The sequence below is a fragment of the Pseudomonas sp. NPDC089752 genome, assembly GCF_044748725.1.
Lineage (GTDB): Bacteria > Pseudomonadota > Gammaproteobacteria > Pseudomonadales > Pseudomonadaceae > Aquipseudomonas.
This window is the reverse complement of sequence record NZ_JBIVGP010000008.1, coordinates 81,772-97,636: the sequence shown is the minus strand read 5'-3', so window position 1 is coordinate 97,636 and position 15,865 is coordinate 81,772. Positions and strand designations below refer to the sequence as shown.

Here is a 15,865-nt window from a genome sequence, read left to right as displayed (position 1 = left end):
GCTCCTTAGGCCTGAAGACGACGGGTGGGTAGCAGGCCAGTCACCGCCTGCAGGCGCTTGGCGATGTCCAGCAGCTGCCGCTCGCTGTCACGCCGGCCCATGATCTGCACGGCCAGCGGCGCTTTGCCGTCGGCACTCAGGCAAATGGGCACGGTGATGGCCGGCAGGCCGCTGAAACTGGCCAATGGGGTGAAACTGATTTTCTGCTCATAACCGGGCTCGGCCGGCGACGGGATGGTCGAGTCACCGGGCTGCGGGTTGCGCCGGTCGAACGGCCGATTGGGATCCATGGGAAATACCACGAAGTCCACCTGGGCTTCGTCGAACCAGGCGTCGATACCGGCGCGGATGCTGTCCATGCGCTGGTGAATGCGCTGGTAGTCGCTGTCGCTGACACCCTCGCCTACCTTCAGTGCACTGAGCGTCGACCAGTGCAGCTCGCAGTCGAAACGCCGCGCCCAGGCCGATGATGCCAGCCACGCATCACGCGCGCACAATTGCCAGGCATCGCCACGGCAGGCCCACAGGTCGGGCATGGCGACCTCAGCCGGGGGCATGCCCAAATCTGCCAGTGCGCTGCGCGCCTGGCCCAGCATGTCCAGCATCGCCGGGCTGGTCAGGGCGGGGTCCAGTGCCTGCTCCAGCAGCGCGACCCGGTAGTGATCCTTCAGGGGTTGTTGCTGACCGAGCAGCGGCTCCAGGCCCAGCAGCGGGAACAGCAGGTCGAGGTCGTCGGCGCTGCGCGTCACCCAGCCCAGCGCGTCCATGCGCGGGGATAGCGGGAACACCCCGGCCAGGCTCGCGGCCTTCTGGGTCATGCGCAGGCCGACCATGCCGCAGTGCGACGCGGGCCAGCGTACTGAACCCAGGACATCAGTGCCCAAGGAGATGTCGCACAGGCCCGCAGCCACTGATACCGCCGAACCGGTGCTGGAGCCGGAGGGGTCGATGGTCGGGAAATGCGGGTTGCGGCAGCCGGCGCCAAAGGCGATGTTCAGCTCGGTGGTGGCGACCTTGCTGGTCAAGGCGATGCGCGGGTCGAGGAACGTCAGCGCCTCGGCGCTGCGCTGCGGGTAGTGGCGATAGCTACGCAGGCCCAGGCGGGTCGGCAGGCCGGCCACGTCGACGGTATCCTTGACGCCCAAACGGTACCACGGTGCTTCGACTTCGCGGGTGCTGGTCAGGCAGCGGTAGTGGCTGTCGGCGTGCACTGACCATTGGTCGTACTGGTCTGCCCAGTCCTTTGCCAGCGCAGGGTTGCGCTGCAGCAGTTGATGCCGTTTGCGCAGGCTGAGGCCGAGATACTCGGGTTGCTCGCGGCCGCTGCTGGCATCGGCGCCACAGTTGTTGAGGTACTGGGTGATGGTGTCCTGGGTGCTAGCGTGAGTCATGGGTGTAGTCCTTGACAGCGTTTGTGGCCGCCAACGGCAGGGGTTTGCCGGTGGCGGATAGAGGTAGCTCGGCGACGCGACGGACCGCGACTGGATAGGGGTAACCCGGTGGCAGTTGCTGGAACATGTGCATTACCGCCCGTTCGCTGAGGGTTTTGGAGCTGAACAGCACTTCAAACGCCTCACCGCGCAGCTCATCGCGTACAGCCACGCAGGCCAGCGTCGGGCATTGCAGGCGTTGTTGAAGCTCGCTGGCCACGCGCGCCAGGTCGACGCGCAGGCCATTGACCTTGATCAGGCTGCTGGCCCGCCCCAGCCACTGGAAGCTATGCGCGTCCAATGCCAGGATCTGGTCATCGCAGCAGTGGCTGGCGGCAGGCAGCGCCTGGTGTGGCTCGCGGGCAATGCGCGGGCTCGCCACCTCGAGGGCGCACGGTTGGCCTACGTGGCTGAGCAGCGTGACATCGTCGAGCAGCGTCCAGGCCTGCTCTGGGCTGCTGGACGCATCCAGTTCGCGGTAGGCCATGGCGCCGGTTTCGGTCGAGCCCAGCAGTTCGACGAACCGTACCTGCGGGCCAGCATGGCGGCGCACGATGGCCAAGGCATCTGGCGGCAACAGGGAAGCGCTGTGCACCACCAGCACCGCACGCCGCGTGGCCAATCGCGCCAATAGCGCCGGCAGCACTCGCCAGGTACTGGCGATGGCGAGGATCACGCACGGGCCGTCACCGTCGAGTAATGGCAACTGCTGCTGCTCCAGCGAACACACCTGAAGGTGAGCGTCCAAGACCCGAGCACCGACTTCGCCGAGGATCATGCCGTAGCTGTGGCTGGCCGGTGCGAATGCGAAGATCTCCCGCGCATTGGGTGCCCAGCGGTTCAGGATCAAGGCAGCTTCGCGCTCCATCTGCGCCACGCTGCGCAGCCATTGTCTGGGTACACCAGTGGCGCCGGAGGTGGTAAACAGGTGCTCGGCGCTCACTCGGCGGCCTGCAGGGTCAGTTGGTCTTCCAGTTTCTGGCTGACGAATCGTTCCATCTTCTCCAGCGTTTCGAACCAGAAGCGCACATCGTCGCTGAGGTAATCCACTTCGATGTCGAAGCAGCCCTCGACGGCGGTGATGACTTCGACGGCCATGAGGCTGTCGAAGCGCTCACCGAGAAAATCGCGGAAGCTGTCGCGCTTGTCGATGGCGTCGACCTCCTCGCCTAGCAGTTGGCCGAGGGTCTGACGAATGCGCTGTTCGATGTTGAAGTCGTTCACGAGCGGATGTTTCCTTGTGGATAGGCAGCGTTGATCAATTCCGCGCCGGCACTGAAGAACACGTGCTCGGGCAGAATCGGGTCGAATTGCAAATAGATGAAAGCGTGCGGGTAAAGCGTGCGCAGGCAACCCTGCAGCCCTTCGGCCAGGCTCTGGTGGGCCAGCTGGTCGCGCGCCGCCGACAAGGTGATGCGCACATGGAACTGCGCCGCCATGCCCTCGCGGTCGGCTATTGGCAGCGGCATGCCAGCGCGAAATACGCAAGCCTCGGACAATGGGTTGAAGAACACCATGCAGTGGCCGGTATCAGCACCGAGGCTCTTCAGCTGGCGGGTGAAGGCCAAAGCCAGGCGCTTGCGCTCTGGCAATGGCAGCGGTGCGCAGGAAACGGTAACGGTTGGCATGACGAGTCCTTACGACAACTGAAGGCTGGGCAGCTGCTGACGTTGGCCTTGGGCGAAGGCTTCGAGCAGCCGTCCGAGGCACGCGGACAGCGCATCTACCCCTTGCAGGAACAACGGTGACCAGGCGTGGCCTGCTTCACTGCGCACTTTGTCGAGGAAGAAACGCAGATGTGCCATGTCCACGGGCAAACCTAGGTCGGCAGCCATTGCCAGCGCCTGGTAGGTGCTGAGCAGGTCGGGGATGCGCTGCCCCTGGTTGGCGAAGCCGCCTTGACGGACCTTGTGCGTAGCGAGTAGCTGCACTGCCGCCTCGGTGACGTCATGGCCGATATAGGCGAGGCAAGCCAGTGCCTGCAGCCCTGCACGCAACGAGGTTTCACCGCGCGGGAAAGACGCGTGACCTTGCGCCTGCCGGCAGCTCTTGACGTAGGCTTCGATGGCGGCAAGGTCCACGCCGCTGGCATCGCCCAGTTGGCGCAGGATCGACACCGCCGAGGCGGTGGACATCATGTCCGAGCCTCGCCCTTCCCAGAAGCCGAAGCCACCGTCTGGGTTCTGCAGCGAAGCTAGCCAGCGGCCGATCGCCCGGCGCGCCTCGGCCTGGCCGGTGAAAGCACCGGCTGCCAGGCCCCAGTTGGTGCAGCGAACCTCCGCGCCGCGGCCCGGCATGTACATGATTCCCGGCTCGTTGGGCAGCTGGCAGCCTTCGATCCAGCGCAGCGCAGCATCACGCTGCTGCGGCGCGAGGCGACCGCTCAGCACCGCGGCCGCGCTGGTCAGCACATCGGCGGCGGTATCGACGTGGCGGTAGGTGTACCCCCCCTGGGGCAGCGACAATGTCGCAATGAAATCTGCCACGCCGTCCGCCAAGTGGGCCACCGACTCACCCAAGGCCTTGAGCGAGCCCACGGCGCAGAATGCCGCCCAGACATCTTCTCCGTCGTAATCCGACCAACGCACGAAGGCACCGGTTGGCCCGCGCAAGCTGTCGATCCACGCGACACAGCGCTGATGCCCCAGCGGTTGCGCCTTCAATTGCGCGAGGCTGGCCGTAGCCCGATAGGTGGCCCACAGGCACGGTACCTGCGCCCCTTCGCAGAAGCGGAAACCACCACAATCCATCTGCTGCGCCTGCAACCAGCCGATCAGACGCGGCAGGTCCCATTGCGGCGCAGGTAGACCCTGGCGAGCCAAAGCACGCGCGGCCATCACCCCGTAGAAACAGGCACGCGTATCCGCAAGGTTGTGTCGAGCAAAATCGGCTGACCAACTCAAGCCACCATTGGCACACTGCAATCCTTCGAGCCAGGCATACAAGGCCGCGGTGTCATTCACCTGGCCTTGGCAGACCTCGATCAAGGTACGCAGCGCGTAGTGGCTGGCCCACACGTCTGCCGTCTGGCCTGGACACATGGCGTAGGCATCGCCGTCGAACAGGGTCTGGATCCAGCCCGCTGTCTCATCGCGACGTTCGACCACAACGCCCAGGTCGTTCAGCGTCTCGGTGCAGTAGAACGTCGCCCAGGCGTCGGATGGCATGCCCTTGCTCCAGGCAAAGCCACCATCGCGATTTCGCCGCGCCAGGATGTAACTCTGCAATGCTGGCGCGTCGACCTGGTCAAGCCGCTCCGTCCAGGCCAGGGTACGAATCGCTGCATAGGTGCACCACAAATCCGGCTGGCCATTGCCCAGGCCCTGCCCTTGCGGAAAACGCGGCGGCATCATGACTGGCCACCGACAAAGCGCAGGTTGGTCTTCTTCCAGCTCTTTTGCGATGCGCCGCTCTTGTTCAGCGCCGACAGGTTGTTGACGAACAATACTCGGCTCCAGCGCAGACCCATCCGTTGCTCGGAGCGGTCAAGCAAGCGCGCCTGCAGATGCGCTTCCTGGCTGACGTCCCAGCCAACGTTACGCTCTAGAATCAGCGTGGCGCAGTCGTTGTCCCGGTCCACTTCGATGACATAGCCGGTGGCATCGCAGGTGCCATACACGACCTCTTCGACCGCACGAATCTCCAGGTCAACCCCGCCCACCACGATACTGTCGCTGTCGCGCCCATTGATCAGCAGGGTCGGGCTGGCCATGCCCGGCTCCCACGGCCCGGTGATGGTCACACTGTCACCGGTGTCCAAGCGCAGCAACGGGCGGGCATACAGGTTGAGTGGCGTGACCACCAGACGGCCGGTCAGCCCTTGCGCAGGGGTCATCAGCCTGCCATCGGGCAAGAGCAGTTCGAAGTAATGAGTGGCAGTGGCCAGGCGCATCTGTTTGTCTTCGCCCACCGCTGCCAGCGTTCCGGTTTCGGTGCTGCCGTAACTGGCATCGAACACCTCGCAATCCCACCAGCGCGCCAAGCGCTCCCGGAACGGCTGGGTATTGACCTCGCCCAAAAGCATGATCGAGCGCACCGACGCGGTGAACGTCTGCAGCAGTTCGCGTTGTTTCAGGTACCGCGTCAGTTGCACCAGCACCCCAGGGGCGATGAACAGTACGCTCGGACGGTAGGTGTCGAATGTCTTGCAGACCCGTTCCCAGTCGGTGATACCCGTGGTGAAGGGATAAAGGCGTACGTGGGAAACATCCAGGTACTCACAGACGTTGGCGATCAGATCGCCAACCGGAACGATATCCGATGGCATCAGGTTGGCTACCCGTGCACCGGGCGTCAGCACGGCGCGCCAGTGGCTGGCGACGCTGACGGCGTTCCAGATGATGTCCTCCTTCATGCGTGGCGTCGGCGTCGGTTCGCCCGTAGTACCCGTAGTGGCGTAATACTTGGCCGCTTCACCGAGATCTACCGTGCAGAACTTCAATGGTTGACTTTTTAGCAAGGCCTTGGCGGTAAGCGGCAGTTGCCCGAACGCGGTAAAACTGTAGGGGCCTATGTTTTTGTACTGGGCGCTGTGTTGCGCCCGCGCCCATATTGCCTGCAACTTTCGCTCATAAAATGCGGCGTCGGGGATATGCCCAAGCTGCTCCTGAAGTTCGCATTCTGCGCCCTTGAGCACGCCGTAATCCTGATCCCTGTGAACTAACATCGCCTCGCCCTCTCGAATAAGCAGCGCAGAGAATTGGCGAGTGCCCGGCACAAGTAAAATACTTATTTGAAACCATCAGTGATAGTTGCAAAGTATTACTCCGCAATTTCAGCCCGTAAAAACTGATCACCAAGTAGGATTTTTCTGTTTGCAATGTGTTAATCGCCCAATAAACCCAGCGAGATATCAGACAAAGATATTTATTGTATTTCCCAAGCCGTGTCCGGCCTGCGCACTATCGCCACCACCTGCTCCCAGGGCAGATCGAGCGATGCACTTCTCCGGAGACACACCATGCTGACCCCTACCGCCGCCGTGGCGGATGCCCAGGCCACCTGGACGACCGATTCATGGCGCAGTTGCCCTGCACTTCAACAGCCGTCCTATGAAGACCCACACGGCTTGCGCCTGGCCCTCGATGGGCTAGCCCAGCAGTCCCCCCTGGTGCCCACGGCGCGGATCCTGCAACTCAAAGCGCTGCTCGGCGAAGCGCAGCAAGGGCGCCGTTTCGTCCTGCAACTGGGTGATTGCGCCGAGCGTTTCGATCACAACGACCTGGCGCAAAGCACTCGTCAGGTCGCGCTGCTGCAGCAGATGAGCCAGGTGCTGATGCATGGCCTGCAGCTTCCCGTCGTGCAGGTCGGCCGCCTCGCCGGGCAATACGCGAAGCCACGCTCCGGTGATACCGAGCAGCGTGACGGCATGACGCTTCCGGTGTATCGCGGCGATATCATCAACCATCACGATTTCACCCCTGAGGCACGTCGTGCTGACCCGCAGCGTTTGCTGCAGGCTCATGCCCATTCAGCATCGACGCTCGAACATTTGCAAAGGCTTCAGACCGAGGGCATCGACACCCTCTTGCATGCCGAATACTGGCCACTGGACTGGTTGGACAAGGCCCCAGACGCTGAGCGAATTCGCGCACGGCTGGCGGAGGTACACGGAGCATTGCGCTTCATGCGTATCTTGGCCAGCTCTGAGCCGGGTGACTTCCTGCACCGTGAGATCTACATTTCCCACGAAGCGTTGCTGCTTGAATACGAGCAAGCGATGACCCGCCGCCATAGCGACGGCCGATGGTTCAACGTGGCGACCCACCTGCCCTGGATCGGCTTGCGCACCGCGCAACCGCACGGTGCCCACGTCGAATACCTGCGCGGTCTGGCCAACCCATTGGCGGTAAAGGTGGGCTCGGACACCGACCCGGATCAATTGCGTCAGTTGATCACCCGATTGAACCCCGCCAACGAACCCGGTCGCTTGACCCTGATCCATCGCATGGGCGCCGACCGCGTCAAGCACCATCTGGGACCACTGATCGAAACGGTGCAAGCGGCAGGCGCCCAGGTACTGTGGCTATGCGACCCGATGCATGGCAATACCCGCACCCTGCCCTGCGGCACCAAGACTCGCGTGTTCGACGACATTCTCGATGAGGTCGCCAGTGCCTTTGCCCTGCACGCTCGCCACGGCTCTGCGCTGGGTGGCTTGCACCTGGAGGCCAGCGGCGATGACGTCAGCGAATGCCTCGGTGGCGCGGCGGGTCTGCAACCGGCTGATCTGCGCCGACGCTATTTGAGCCTGGTCGACCCTCGACTCAATCGCGACCAGGCCATGGAGCTGGCACTGCGCGTCAGTCTCGATGCCAGCGCCTGGCGGCAGCGCCCTTGAACGGATAAGGAAATCCTTGTACCCATGCCCATCATCATCTCAGTATTTTCCCTGTGCACCTTTACCTTCGGCCTGTCGGAGTTCGTGGTGGCAGGGCTGATATCAGCCATGGCCGAAGACCTTGGCACCTCCACCACGGCTGTCGGCTCGGCCATTGCCGCCTATGCACTGGGCGCGGCCATTGGCGCGCCGCTGCTGACGGCGTTGCTGCTCGACTGGCGTGATCACACGTCACTGGCGCTGACCTTGGCCGTGCTGGCCGTCGGCAGCCTGACGTTCGCCTGGGTCGAGCAGCTGTGGGCCTTGAACCTGGTGCGCTTCGTGATCGGCCTGGCCCATGGTGTGTTCATGGCGGTCGCCGCCGACGTGGCGGTAAAACTGGTCGACGCCCCACGCGCCGGCCGTGCCTTGTCACGGGTCTGGCTGGGGCTGACCCTGGCGCTGGCGTTGGGTGTTCCGCTGGGGACGTTGCTCGGCAGCCTCTGGTCGTGGCGGGCAATCTTCGTTGCGCTGGGCGTCTTCGGTCTGCTCAGCCTGCTCGGGCTGCTGCGTCTGATGCCTCGGCAAAAGGCACCGCTACCGCCTATCGAAGGCCGCCTGGCAGGCCTGGTGGCGTTGATGCAGCGGCCACTGCTGGTGACCGCAGGCATGGCCATGCTGGTGAGCATCGCCACCTTTTCTTTCCTGACCTACGTCTCACCCTTTCTGCTGCAGGTGACCGAGGGTGGTGTAAGGCTGTTAAGCCTGGCGATGCTGATGTTCGGTGCGGCCACCATCCTCGGTAACCTGCTTGGCGGCGCATGCGCAGACCGATTCGAAACAGGTCGATGCTTGAACGTTGCCCTGGCGCTGCTGGCAGCCAATCTGGGCCTGCTTTTCCTGGGGCGCGAACAGCCGTGGGCGGTTGTACTGCTGATTGGGGTGCTGGGGGCCGTTTTCTTTGCCATTGTGACCCTGTCGACACTGCGCCTGCTTGGCCTTGCCAAGCAATTGGCACCTCATGCCACGGGTGTGGCATCGGGCTTGAGTATCGCGGCGTTCAACCTGGGGACGGCGCTGGGCGGGGGGCTTGGAGGTTTGATGATCGAGCAGGTTGGCTTGGTTTACTTGCCACTGGCTGGAGCTGCAGCGGCGTTGCTTGCACTGGGGTTGATAGCCCGCGAGCGCCCCGCCAACCCTGTGGGAGCAACTGTCTTCCACAAAACTTAAAAAGCTGTGCGATCCCTGGTAGGAGCGGCTTCAGCCGCGACCACCGGCGAAGCCGGTGCCATCCACCGCGTCGCTCGCTTCGCGGCTAAAGCCGCTCCCACAAAATTGCTCCCACAGTAAGGCTTGCTGGATTCAGTCTTGTCGAGCACACCGCCAAACCCGGGCAATATCCCCGGCGCGAGCCTGCAGCAACTGCGCGGCATCGGCACACGCCTGTTCCAGCGTCATCGGCCCGCTGGCCACTGCAAAGGCGGCATCGATACCGTGCCCATACAGTTGCTGATAGCCCTCACCCAAAGTCCCCGCCAACACCACAACCGGCACGCCATGGCGCTTGGCAATTCGCGCCACGCCCATCGGCGTCTTGCCCCGCAGGGTCTGTGCATCGAAGCGCCCTTCGCCAGTGATCACCAGGTCGGCGCCTTGCACCAGTGCGTCCAGGCCGGCGAGCTCGGCCACGACCTCGACCCCCGGGCGGAACTGCGCGCCCATGAAGGCCTTGGCCGCAAAGCCCATACCGCCGGCAGCGCCGCTGCCCGGCTGTTCGCGTACATCGTTACCCAGCAATTGTGCGCAGAGGTCGGCGAAATGCCCCAGCGCCAGGTCCAGTGCTTGGACCTGCGCAGGGCTGGCACCCTTCTGCGGACCGAAGATCGCCGACGCACCGTGGGGGCCACACAACGGGTTGTCGACGTCGGCGGCCACTTCGACCTGCACTTCGGCCAATCGCGGGTCCAGTTCGCTGGCATCGATGTGCGCCAGCTTTGCCAATGCCAGGCCGCCTTCTTCCAGCGTTTGGCCTTCGGCATCCAGCAAGCGCAAGCCGAGAGCGCGTAACATCCCACTACCGCCATCATTGGTGGCGCTGCCACCAATGGCCAGAACGATGCGTTGCGCCCCGGCGGCTAGCGCTGCCGCAATCAGCTCGCCAGTGCCCCAGGTGCTGCTGCGACAGGCATCCCGCTGCGCGCTGGGCACCAGCTGAATGCCGCTGGCCTGAGCCATCTCGATGATCGCCGTGCGGCTGGCCGCCAACCAGCCCCAGCCGGCCTCGACACTCTGCCCCAGCGGCCCGCGAACGGTCATGCGACGCAATTGACCTTGGCTGGCGGCGACGATCGCCTCCATGGTGCCTTCACCGCCATCGGCCATGGGGCACTCGATCAGCTCGGCAGCCGGCAAGGCTTCGGCAATGCCGGTCGCGATAGCACGGGCTACACCGGCAGCATCGAGGCTGTCCTTGAACGAGTCGGGGGCGATGACGATCTTCATGGGATTCTCCTGTCCAGATGAGCGGCATGCTGACAGCTGTGCAAGGCAAGGGCCTCGGTCGGATGCACAAAAGCGCCAAGGCGTTGTTTGGGCAAATGCCTTTGCTGACGCTCACTCGGCGGGCAGCAGCTGCAAGCCCAGGTAAAGGCTCAGCATCCCTTCGAGCCGCAGCGGGTCGACTTCCGCCAGCTCGGCGACGCGCTCCAGGCGGTAACGCAAGCTGTTGCGGTGAATGCCCAGGGCATCGGCGCAGGCCTGGCTCTGACCATCGTGCGCGCACCAGGCGCGCAAGGTCGCAATCAGCTGACCGCTGGCATCCTTGGCGCGAATGCGCTGCAGGGGCTCAAGCAGTTCATCCAGGGCATCTTCGTTGCGATGGCGCCAGAGCAACGCCGGCAGGCGATAACGTGCGAGACTCAGCAGCTGTTGTTTCGGCAAGACTTCGCGGCCATAGGCAAGCAGATCGCGAACCCGCCGGTAACCACGGCGCAAATGATCCAGGCTCTGCGCCGGGCTGCCCAGCGCCAAGCGCTCGATCTCCCAGCCACTGCGCTGCACGCGTTCAACCAGGCGCTCTTCATCCAGCACCACGCCGGCCGGGCGACACCACAGCAACGAATCACGTGCCGGGCTCACGCACCAACTGTCGGGGTAGCGGCTCATCAACCAGGCGGTCAAGGCTTCGGCGGGAGGGCCTGCGCGCAGCTCGAACAAACATGGGATACGGGGTAATTGCGGCTTCAGCCCCAATTGCTGGGCTTCGTCGACCAGCCGCGGCGAATCTCCACTGCCACCCAGTAGCAGGGCCAGCAGATCGTCACAACGTTGCCGGCGCCATTGCTGTTCAACCTGCAAATGGCGCTGGGCCAGGAGCATCTCGGCGGTCATGCGCACCAGTTCGCCATAAGTGCGCATTTGCTGCGGGTCACCCGTCAAGCCCAGCACACCGATCAGCCGCCCGTCGAGCATCAAGGGCAAGTTGACCCCTGGTTGTACCCCCTTCAGGCATTTGGCGGCCTCCACATCCAGCTCGACGATGCGGCCATTGGCCAACACCAGTTGCGCTCCTTCGTGGCGGGTGTTGATGCGCTCGGGTTCGCCACTGCCCAGGATCAGCCCCTGGCTATCCATGACATTGACGTTGCAGGGCAAAATGGCCATCGCCCGATCAACGATATCCTGCGCCAGGTCATGGTCCAGTTCGAACATTCAGCGATCCTTATGGGTGTTAGGCTTTGTACCGCAGCACAGTCGCCACGGCCGATGGCTGTGCAAAAGCACAAAGACAGGCGCGTCGCACTCCCCGAGACTCGTCAGGGCGAGCGCCGGCACAGGCGACGCGGCGACAACCATAACAACAGAGAACCCGATCATGGCACACAGCCCCGCCCCTGACCAAGGCACGGACATCACCCGCAACGCGCTCTACCGGCGCATCACCCTGCGGCTGATCCCGTTCATTTTCATCTGCTACCTGTTCAACTACCTTGACCGCGTCAACGTCGGCTTCGCCAAGCTGCAGATGCTCGACGCGCTCAAGTTCAGCGAAACCGTCTACGGCCTCGGCGCCGGGATTTTCTTCATCGGCTACGTGCTCTGCGGCCTGCCAAGCAATCTGGCGCTCAACCGCTTCGGCCCACGGCGCTGGATCGCGGCGATGATGATCGCCTGGGGCAGTCTCTCGACTTGCCTGCTGTTCGTCACCACCCCTACCGAGTTCTACACCTTGCGTTTGCTGACCGGCGCAGCCGAGGCCGGATTCTTCCCCGGCGTGGTGCTGTACCTCTCGCGCTGGTTCCCGGCTGACCGCCGTGGCCGCATCATGGCCCTGTTCATGTCGGCGATCCCGGTTTCGGGCCTGCTCGGCGGGCCGTTCTCCGGCTGGATTCTCGAACATTTCGCGGCCGGCCAGCATGGCTTGGCCGGCTGGCAGTGGATGTTCCTGATTCAGGGCCTGCCGACTGTCGCCCTGGGTATCCTGGCCATCGGTTTGCTCAGCGATGGTTACCAGAAGGCGCCCTGGCTGAGCCCGGCCGAACGCCAGCTGATCGAGGCCGACCTCAAGGCCGATGCTGCCAGCAAACCCGCCACCACCGGCGACGGCGTGCTCGCGGTGCTGACCAATCCGCTGATCTGGACCTTCGGCTTCGTTTACTTCTGTATCCAGAGCGGTGTGTACGCGATCAACTTCTGGCTGCCGTCGATCATCAAGAACATGGGCTTCGACAACCCGTTGCTGATCGGCTGGCTCAGCGCCATTCCGTACCTGCTGGCCGGTGTGTTCATGATCCTCTGCGGCCGCTCGGCGGACTTGCGCAACGAGCGCCGCTGGCACCTGGTGGTGCCGATGCTGATGGGCGCTCTGGGCCTTTTGATCGCGGTCAACTTCGCCGCCAACCCGACCATCGCCATCCTCGGCTTGTCGATTGCCACCATGGGCGCCCTCACCGGCCTGCCGATGTTCTGGCCGATGCCGACCGCGCTGTTGAGCGCCGGAACCGCTGTCGCTGGCCTGGCGATCATCAACTCGGTGGGGCAGATGGCGGGCTTCCTCAGCCCGTACCTGGTCGGCTTCATCAAGGACCAGACTGGCTCGACCGATGCTGCGTTGTATTCACTGGCAGCGCTGATCGTAGTGGGCAGCCTGGTGGCGCTGCGCGTTTCGCGCGCCGGTGCTTTGAGTGCTGCCCGTGTGAGCTGAGGTGCATGCCGTTGGTTTTTTTGCGCACTTGAGATCGAGCGCCGCCCGCGCGGCGCATCGCGGATGAATCCGCTCCTACGGTTTGTTGCAACGTGCCATGGCCTGATAGGCCATAGTTGTCTGCCTTGTTGGCTCGACGCGATTTTTCGACTGGCGCTGCCGCCGCCCCACAAGTCTCTAGCCATGCGCTAAGGCAAGCAACCATGCCCTTACAGGCATAGGCACGTTGCAACAAACCGTAGGAGCAGATTCATCCGCGATGCGCCGCGCGGGCGGCGCTCGATCGCACAGGCGCAAATGGTGTTGTGGCTAGCACCTCGTCACTCCGCCCCTACTGCACCGGCAAAAAGTTCATCAACAACAGGCTCTGGGCATAATTGAGCCCAATCCGCCGATAACGCTCATCCAGCAACTCCGCCAGCAAATCCAGCCTCGCCACGATCTTGCCGAACTCCACGGCGAAACTCAGGTTGCTGCCTTCTTCCGATATCTCGTTGGAGAACAGCAACAACACGCCATTGGCATCCTGGCGCTGGCTCAGCATCCAGGTGGCTTTTTCGATATTGCGGGCCGCGTTGTTGACGAACAGCGGGTCGATGGTATCGGTCATGTAAAACTCGGTACGCCCGCCGTGCGCGGTAATCAGCATGCTGCCGATGGCGTAGATGAAGGCACCGACCCGGTCGCCGCGAAATTCCGGACTCAGGGCATAGCTCAGGGCGTCGAGGTCGCGGCGGTTGCCGAGCTGCGGCAAGGGCTGGCGCTGTTCGATGGCGATGCGGATCTGCCGCTCGGCCGTGGCGGCATCCAGGTAGCCGGAGAGCTTCAACTGGCTGGGGTTGCGCAGGTACAGCTTGTTCATCAGCAGGTAAAGACTTTGCAGGTTGTCGCGCATGGCCAGTGTCGCCAGGCGGTCGACGCTGGTCTGGAACAGCTCGCTGGGCTTGCCGTTGCCGAACTGGCTGACGATGTCCTGGCCTTGTTGCTGGGTGCAGGCACCAAGGCAGATCAATGCGCCTGTCAGCAGCAGGCGCGGAAGGGATACGGGTGTCCCTTGTTGCTGGGTGCAGGCACCAAGGCAGATCAATGCGCCTGTCAGCAGCAGGCGCGGAAGGGATACGGGTGTTTTTGCAACCATCGGCACCGGGTCGGAATCGGCGGCCGCGCTGGGGATCGGTGCGGCCTGGCCAAGCATAGAGCCCCGAAAGCGGAAAAAGTGCGACGGTGCGGCTACCGACCGTCAGTGCTCACATGGCGTGGCGCAGCATTTCGATTACCTGCGCATGCAACACTGGATCACCACACGCCACCACGCATCCCCCGTTCTGAGCCGAACTGCCATCCCAAGCGGTAATCACCCCGCCCGCACCATCGATGATCGGCATCAGCGCCTGCACGTCATAGGGTTGCAAACTGGCCTCGACGATCACATCGACGAAACCCGACGCCAGCATGCAATAGGCGTAGCAGTCGCCACCATAGCGCATCAGCCGCGCCTTGCCGGCCACCGATTCGAAGGCGGCTTTGCGCTCAGGCGTGTCGAACATGTCGGGCGTGGTGCACATCAACGTAGCCGACCCCAGCTCGGCGCAAGCCCGGGTTTTCAGCGGCGTACCACTACGCCAGGCGCCTTGCGGGGTACCGATGAAGCGTTCGCCGGTAAACGGCTGGTTCATCACGCCCACCACAGGACGCGTGCCATCGTTCAGGGCAATCAGCGTGCCCCACAACGGCAGGCCGGTGATGAACGCGCGGGTACCGTCGATGGGGTCGAGCACCCAGGTCAGCGGGCTGCTGCCCACCGCCACGCCGGCCTCTTCGCCGAGGATGCCGTGCGCAGGGTAACGTGCCTGGATCAGCTCACGCATGGCGGCTTCGGCAGCCTTGTCGGCCACGGTCACCGGGTCGTACAGCCGCCCACCCTTGTCCTCGACGTCCAGGCTGGTTCGAAAGTACGGCTGGATCGCCGACGCGGCGGCATCGGCCAACTGCTCGGCGAAGGCGCGCAATTCACCGATCTGTTCAGCACTCAGGGACATGGGGTGGGTCTCGTGAAAATGATGGGGTCCGCATGATACCCGACAACCCGCATCGCCGTAGCCGCCTGCAGCGGATGCCATTGTTATGCCATTATCGCGACTTCATTTAACCGTCACTCATTCGTTGTACTAGGATATCAACCACCTCCCGCGACAGGCCCAGGATGCAGGCCGGCAATTCGGTGGGAGCTTTTGCACCTCGAACTTTCAGGGATGACACGATGAACTCGCACTTGCTTTACCCGCAGATCGGCAAAGTCATAGCCAGCACCGGCAGCCGCCAGTTCCCGCGCATGCTGCACGATCTAATCCACGCGCATCTGAGCATCGACGCCACGCAGATACGCCAACTGCCTACGGCTCCCGCCGACCTCGACGGCACGTCATCGCTGATCAACGAAACGGTGTTCTCATCCGAGCAATGCCTGGAAAGCGGCTACAACGACCCTTCACGCTTGCACCTGATCCGCCGCAAAGGTGACTCGCGCTACGAGATCCAGGTGCTGCGTGCGGGATCTACCTATGGTTTTTCGGCCCATGAGCGCAGCCGATTGGACGACATTTCACCCTTGTTGCTGCCAATGCTCGAAAAGCACATTGATGCGTTGCAGCCCAGCCCTGAGCGCGCTGCACCAGAAAGCCTGCAACAGCGCTTTATCGACCGGTTGACCCAGTCCGGGCTGAAATTGTCAGAACGTGAATGCCAGGTGTGCCTGGGCCTGCTGGCTGGGCATACCGCACCGGAGCAGGCCGAGCGCCTCGCGTTGAAGGTCAACACGGTGGAAAGTTACCTGCGCCGCGCGGCGATCAAGCTGGGGATCAGCGGGCGGCACTCCTTGATGCGTTGGATGTATGCTGACAGTTAGATTTCCAT

Annotated in this window: 14 protein-coding genes; 4 read left to right on the top strand and 10 right to left on the bottom strand. The window is 63.3% G+C overall.

Annotation, left to right across the window (positions count from 1 at the left end; genetic code table 11):
• Positions 1 to 5 precede the first annotated feature (5 nt).
• From ACIPZF_RS15170 to ACIPZF_RS15145, 6 genes are read right to left on the bottom strand one after another with little or no spacing between them, the layout of a single operon-like run.
• Positions 6 to 1,391 carry an amidase gene (locus ACIPZF_RS15170; protein ID WP_400800736.1) on the bottom strand — a complete coding sequence of 462 codons (1,386 nt, stop codon included), beginning with the start codon at positions 1,389 to 1,391 and terminating at the stop codon, positions 6 to 8.
• On the bottom strand, positions 1,378 to 2,373 hold the full coding sequence (locus tag ACIPZF_RS15165; RefSeq protein WP_400800733.1) for an acyl-CoA synthetase: 996 nt from the start codon (positions 2,371 to 2,373) through the stop codon (positions 1,378 to 1,380). Before ACIPZF_RS15165 ends, ACIPZF_RS15170 begins: the two co-directional genes overlap by 14 nt.
• On the bottom strand, positions 2,370 to 2,654 hold the full coding sequence (locus tag ACIPZF_RS15160; RefSeq protein ID WP_400800730.1) for an acyl carrier protein: 285 nt from the start codon (positions 2,652 to 2,654) through the stop codon (positions 2,370 to 2,372). The genes ACIPZF_RS15165 and ACIPZF_RS15160 overlap by 4 nt, the downstream gene beginning before the upstream one ends.
• The gene (locus ACIPZF_RS15155) at positions 2,651 to 3,058 is read right to left on the bottom strand and encodes a hypothetical protein (protein WP_400800727.1); all 408 of its coding nucleotides are present in this window, start codon (positions 3,056 to 3,058) and stop codon (positions 2,651 to 2,653) included. Before ACIPZF_RS15155 ends, ACIPZF_RS15160 begins: the two co-directional genes overlap by 4 nt.
• Before the next feature lie 9 nt (positions 3,059 to 3,067).
• Positions 3,068 to 4,783 carry a prenyltransferase/squalene oxidase repeat-containing protein gene (locus ACIPZF_RS15150; RefSeq protein WP_400800724.1) on the bottom strand — a complete coding sequence of 572 codons (1,716 nt, stop codon included), beginning with the start codon at positions 4,781 to 4,783 and terminating at the stop codon, positions 3,068 to 3,070.
• A complete protein-coding gene (locus ACIPZF_RS15145) occupies positions 4,780 to 6,096 on the bottom strand; it encodes a phenylacetate--CoA ligase family protein (protein WP_400800721.1) in 1,317 nt (438 codons plus the stop codon). The genes ACIPZF_RS15150 and ACIPZF_RS15145 overlap by 4 nt, the downstream gene beginning before the upstream one ends.
• A gap of 294 nt (positions 6,097 to 6,390) precedes the next feature.
• Here ACIPZF_RS15145 and ACIPZF_RS15140 point away from each other — a divergent pair, with 294 nt between their 5' ends.
• Together ACIPZF_RS15140 and ACIPZF_RS15135 are read left to right on the top strand one after the other, a co-directional pair.
• Positions 6,391 to 7,770 (top strand): 3-deoxy-7-phosphoheptulonate synthase class II, encoded by a 1,380-nt coding sequence (locus ACIPZF_RS15140; RefSeq protein ID WP_400800718.1) that lies wholly within the window; start codon positions 6,391 to 6,393, stop codon positions 7,768 to 7,770.
• A gap of 24 nt (positions 7,771 to 7,794) precedes the next feature.
• Positions 7,795 to 8,979, top strand: a complete 1,185-nt coding sequence (locus ACIPZF_RS15135) for an MFS transporter (protein WP_400800716.1) — start codon at positions 7,795 to 7,797, stop codon at positions 8,977 to 8,979.
• A gap of 132 nt (positions 8,980 to 9,111) precedes the next feature.
• Here ACIPZF_RS15135 and ACIPZF_RS15130 read toward each other — a convergent pair whose 3' ends face one another.
• Positions 9,112 to 10,251: a glycerate kinase gene (locus ACIPZF_RS15130; RefSeq protein ID WP_400800713.1), complete on the bottom strand. Its 1,140-nt coding sequence runs from the start codon at positions 10,249 to 10,251 to the stop codon at positions 9,112 to 9,114.
• Positions 10,252 to 10,362: 111 nt separating this feature from the next.
• Positions 10,363 to 11,460, bottom strand: coding sequence for a sugar diacid recognition domain-containing protein (locus ACIPZF_RS15125; protein ID WP_400800710.1), 1,098 nt, complete (start codon positions 11,458 to 11,460; stop codon positions 10,363 to 10,365).
• A gap of 163 nt (positions 11,461 to 11,623) precedes the next feature.
• Between ACIPZF_RS15125 and ACIPZF_RS15120 the strand changes: the two genes are divergently transcribed.
• Positions 11,624 to 12,952, top strand: coding sequence for an MFS transporter (locus ACIPZF_RS15120; RefSeq protein WP_400800707.1), 1,329 nt, complete (start codon positions 11,624 to 11,626; stop codon positions 12,950 to 12,952).
• Positions 12,953 to 13,283: 331 nt separating this feature from the next.
• Here ACIPZF_RS15120 and ACIPZF_RS15115 read toward each other — a convergent pair whose 3' ends face one another.
• Together ACIPZF_RS15115 and hisN are read right to left on the bottom strand one after the other, a co-directional pair.
• Positions 13,284 to 14,147 (bottom strand): hypothetical protein, encoded by an 864-nt coding sequence (locus tag ACIPZF_RS15115; protein ID WP_400800704.1) that lies wholly within the window; start codon positions 14,145 to 14,147, stop codon positions 13,284 to 13,286.
• Between the two features lie 52 nt (positions 14,148 to 14,199).
• Positions 14,200 to 14,991, bottom strand: a complete 792-nt coding sequence (gene hisN, locus ACIPZF_RS15110; RefSeq protein ID WP_400800701.1) for a histidinol-phosphatase — start codon at positions 14,989 to 14,991, stop codon at positions 14,200 to 14,202.
• Positions 14,992 to 15,212: 221 nt separating this feature from the next.
• On the opposite strand from hisN, the gene ACIPZF_RS15105 reads away from it, so the two are divergent.
• Positions 15,213 to 15,857, top strand: a complete 645-nt coding sequence (locus tag ACIPZF_RS15105; protein WP_400800698.1) for a LuxR C-terminal-related transcriptional regulator — start codon at positions 15,213 to 15,215, stop codon at positions 15,855 to 15,857.
• Positions 15,858 to 15,865 lie beyond the last annotated feature (8 nt).

Coding starts and splice junctions, on each gene's coding strand:
- ACIPZF_RS15105 (WP_400800698.1), top strand. CDS start 15,213: ATGAACTCGCACTTGCTTTACCCGCAGATCGGCAAAGTCATAGCCAGC.
- ACIPZF_RS15135 (WP_400800716.1), top strand. CDS start 7,795: ATGCCCATCATCATCTCAGTATTTTCCCTGTGCACCTTTACCTTCGGC.
- ACIPZF_RS15115 (WP_400800704.1), bottom strand. CDS start 14,147: ATGCTTGGCCAGGCCGCACCGATCCCCAGCGCGGCCGCCGATTCCGAC.
- ACIPZF_RS15170 (WP_400800736.1), bottom strand. CDS start 1,391: ATGACTCACGCTAGCACCCAGGACACCATCACCCAGTACCTCAACAAC.
- ACIPZF_RS15155 (WP_400800727.1), bottom strand. CDS start 3,058: ATGCCAACCGTTACCGTTTCCTGCGCACCGCTGCCATTGCCAGAGCGC.
- ACIPZF_RS15120 (WP_400800707.1), top strand. CDS start 11,624: ATGGCACACAGCCCCGCCCCTGACCAAGGCACGGACATCACCCGCAAC.
- ACIPZF_RS15130 (WP_400800713.1), bottom strand. CDS start 10,251: ATGAAGATCGTCATCGCCCCCGACTCGTTCAAGGACAGCCTCGATGCT.
- hisN (WP_400800701.1), bottom strand. CDS start 14,991: ATGTCCCTGAGTGCTGAACAGATCGGTGAATTGCGCGCCTTCGCCGAG.
- ACIPZF_RS15140 (WP_400800718.1), top strand. CDS start 6,391: ATGCTGACCCCTACCGCCGCCGTGGCGGATGCCCAGGCCACCTGGACG.
- ACIPZF_RS15145 (WP_400800721.1), bottom strand. CDS start 6,096: ATGTTAGTTCACAGGGATCAGGATTACGGCGTGCTCAAGGGCGCAGAA.
- ACIPZF_RS15125 (WP_400800710.1), bottom strand. CDS start 11,460: ATGTTCGAACTGGACCATGACCTGGCGCAGGATATCGTTGATCGGGCG.
- ACIPZF_RS15150 (WP_400800724.1), bottom strand. CDS start 4,783: ATGATGCCGCCGCGTTTTCCGCAAGGGCAGGGCCTGGGCAATGGCCAG.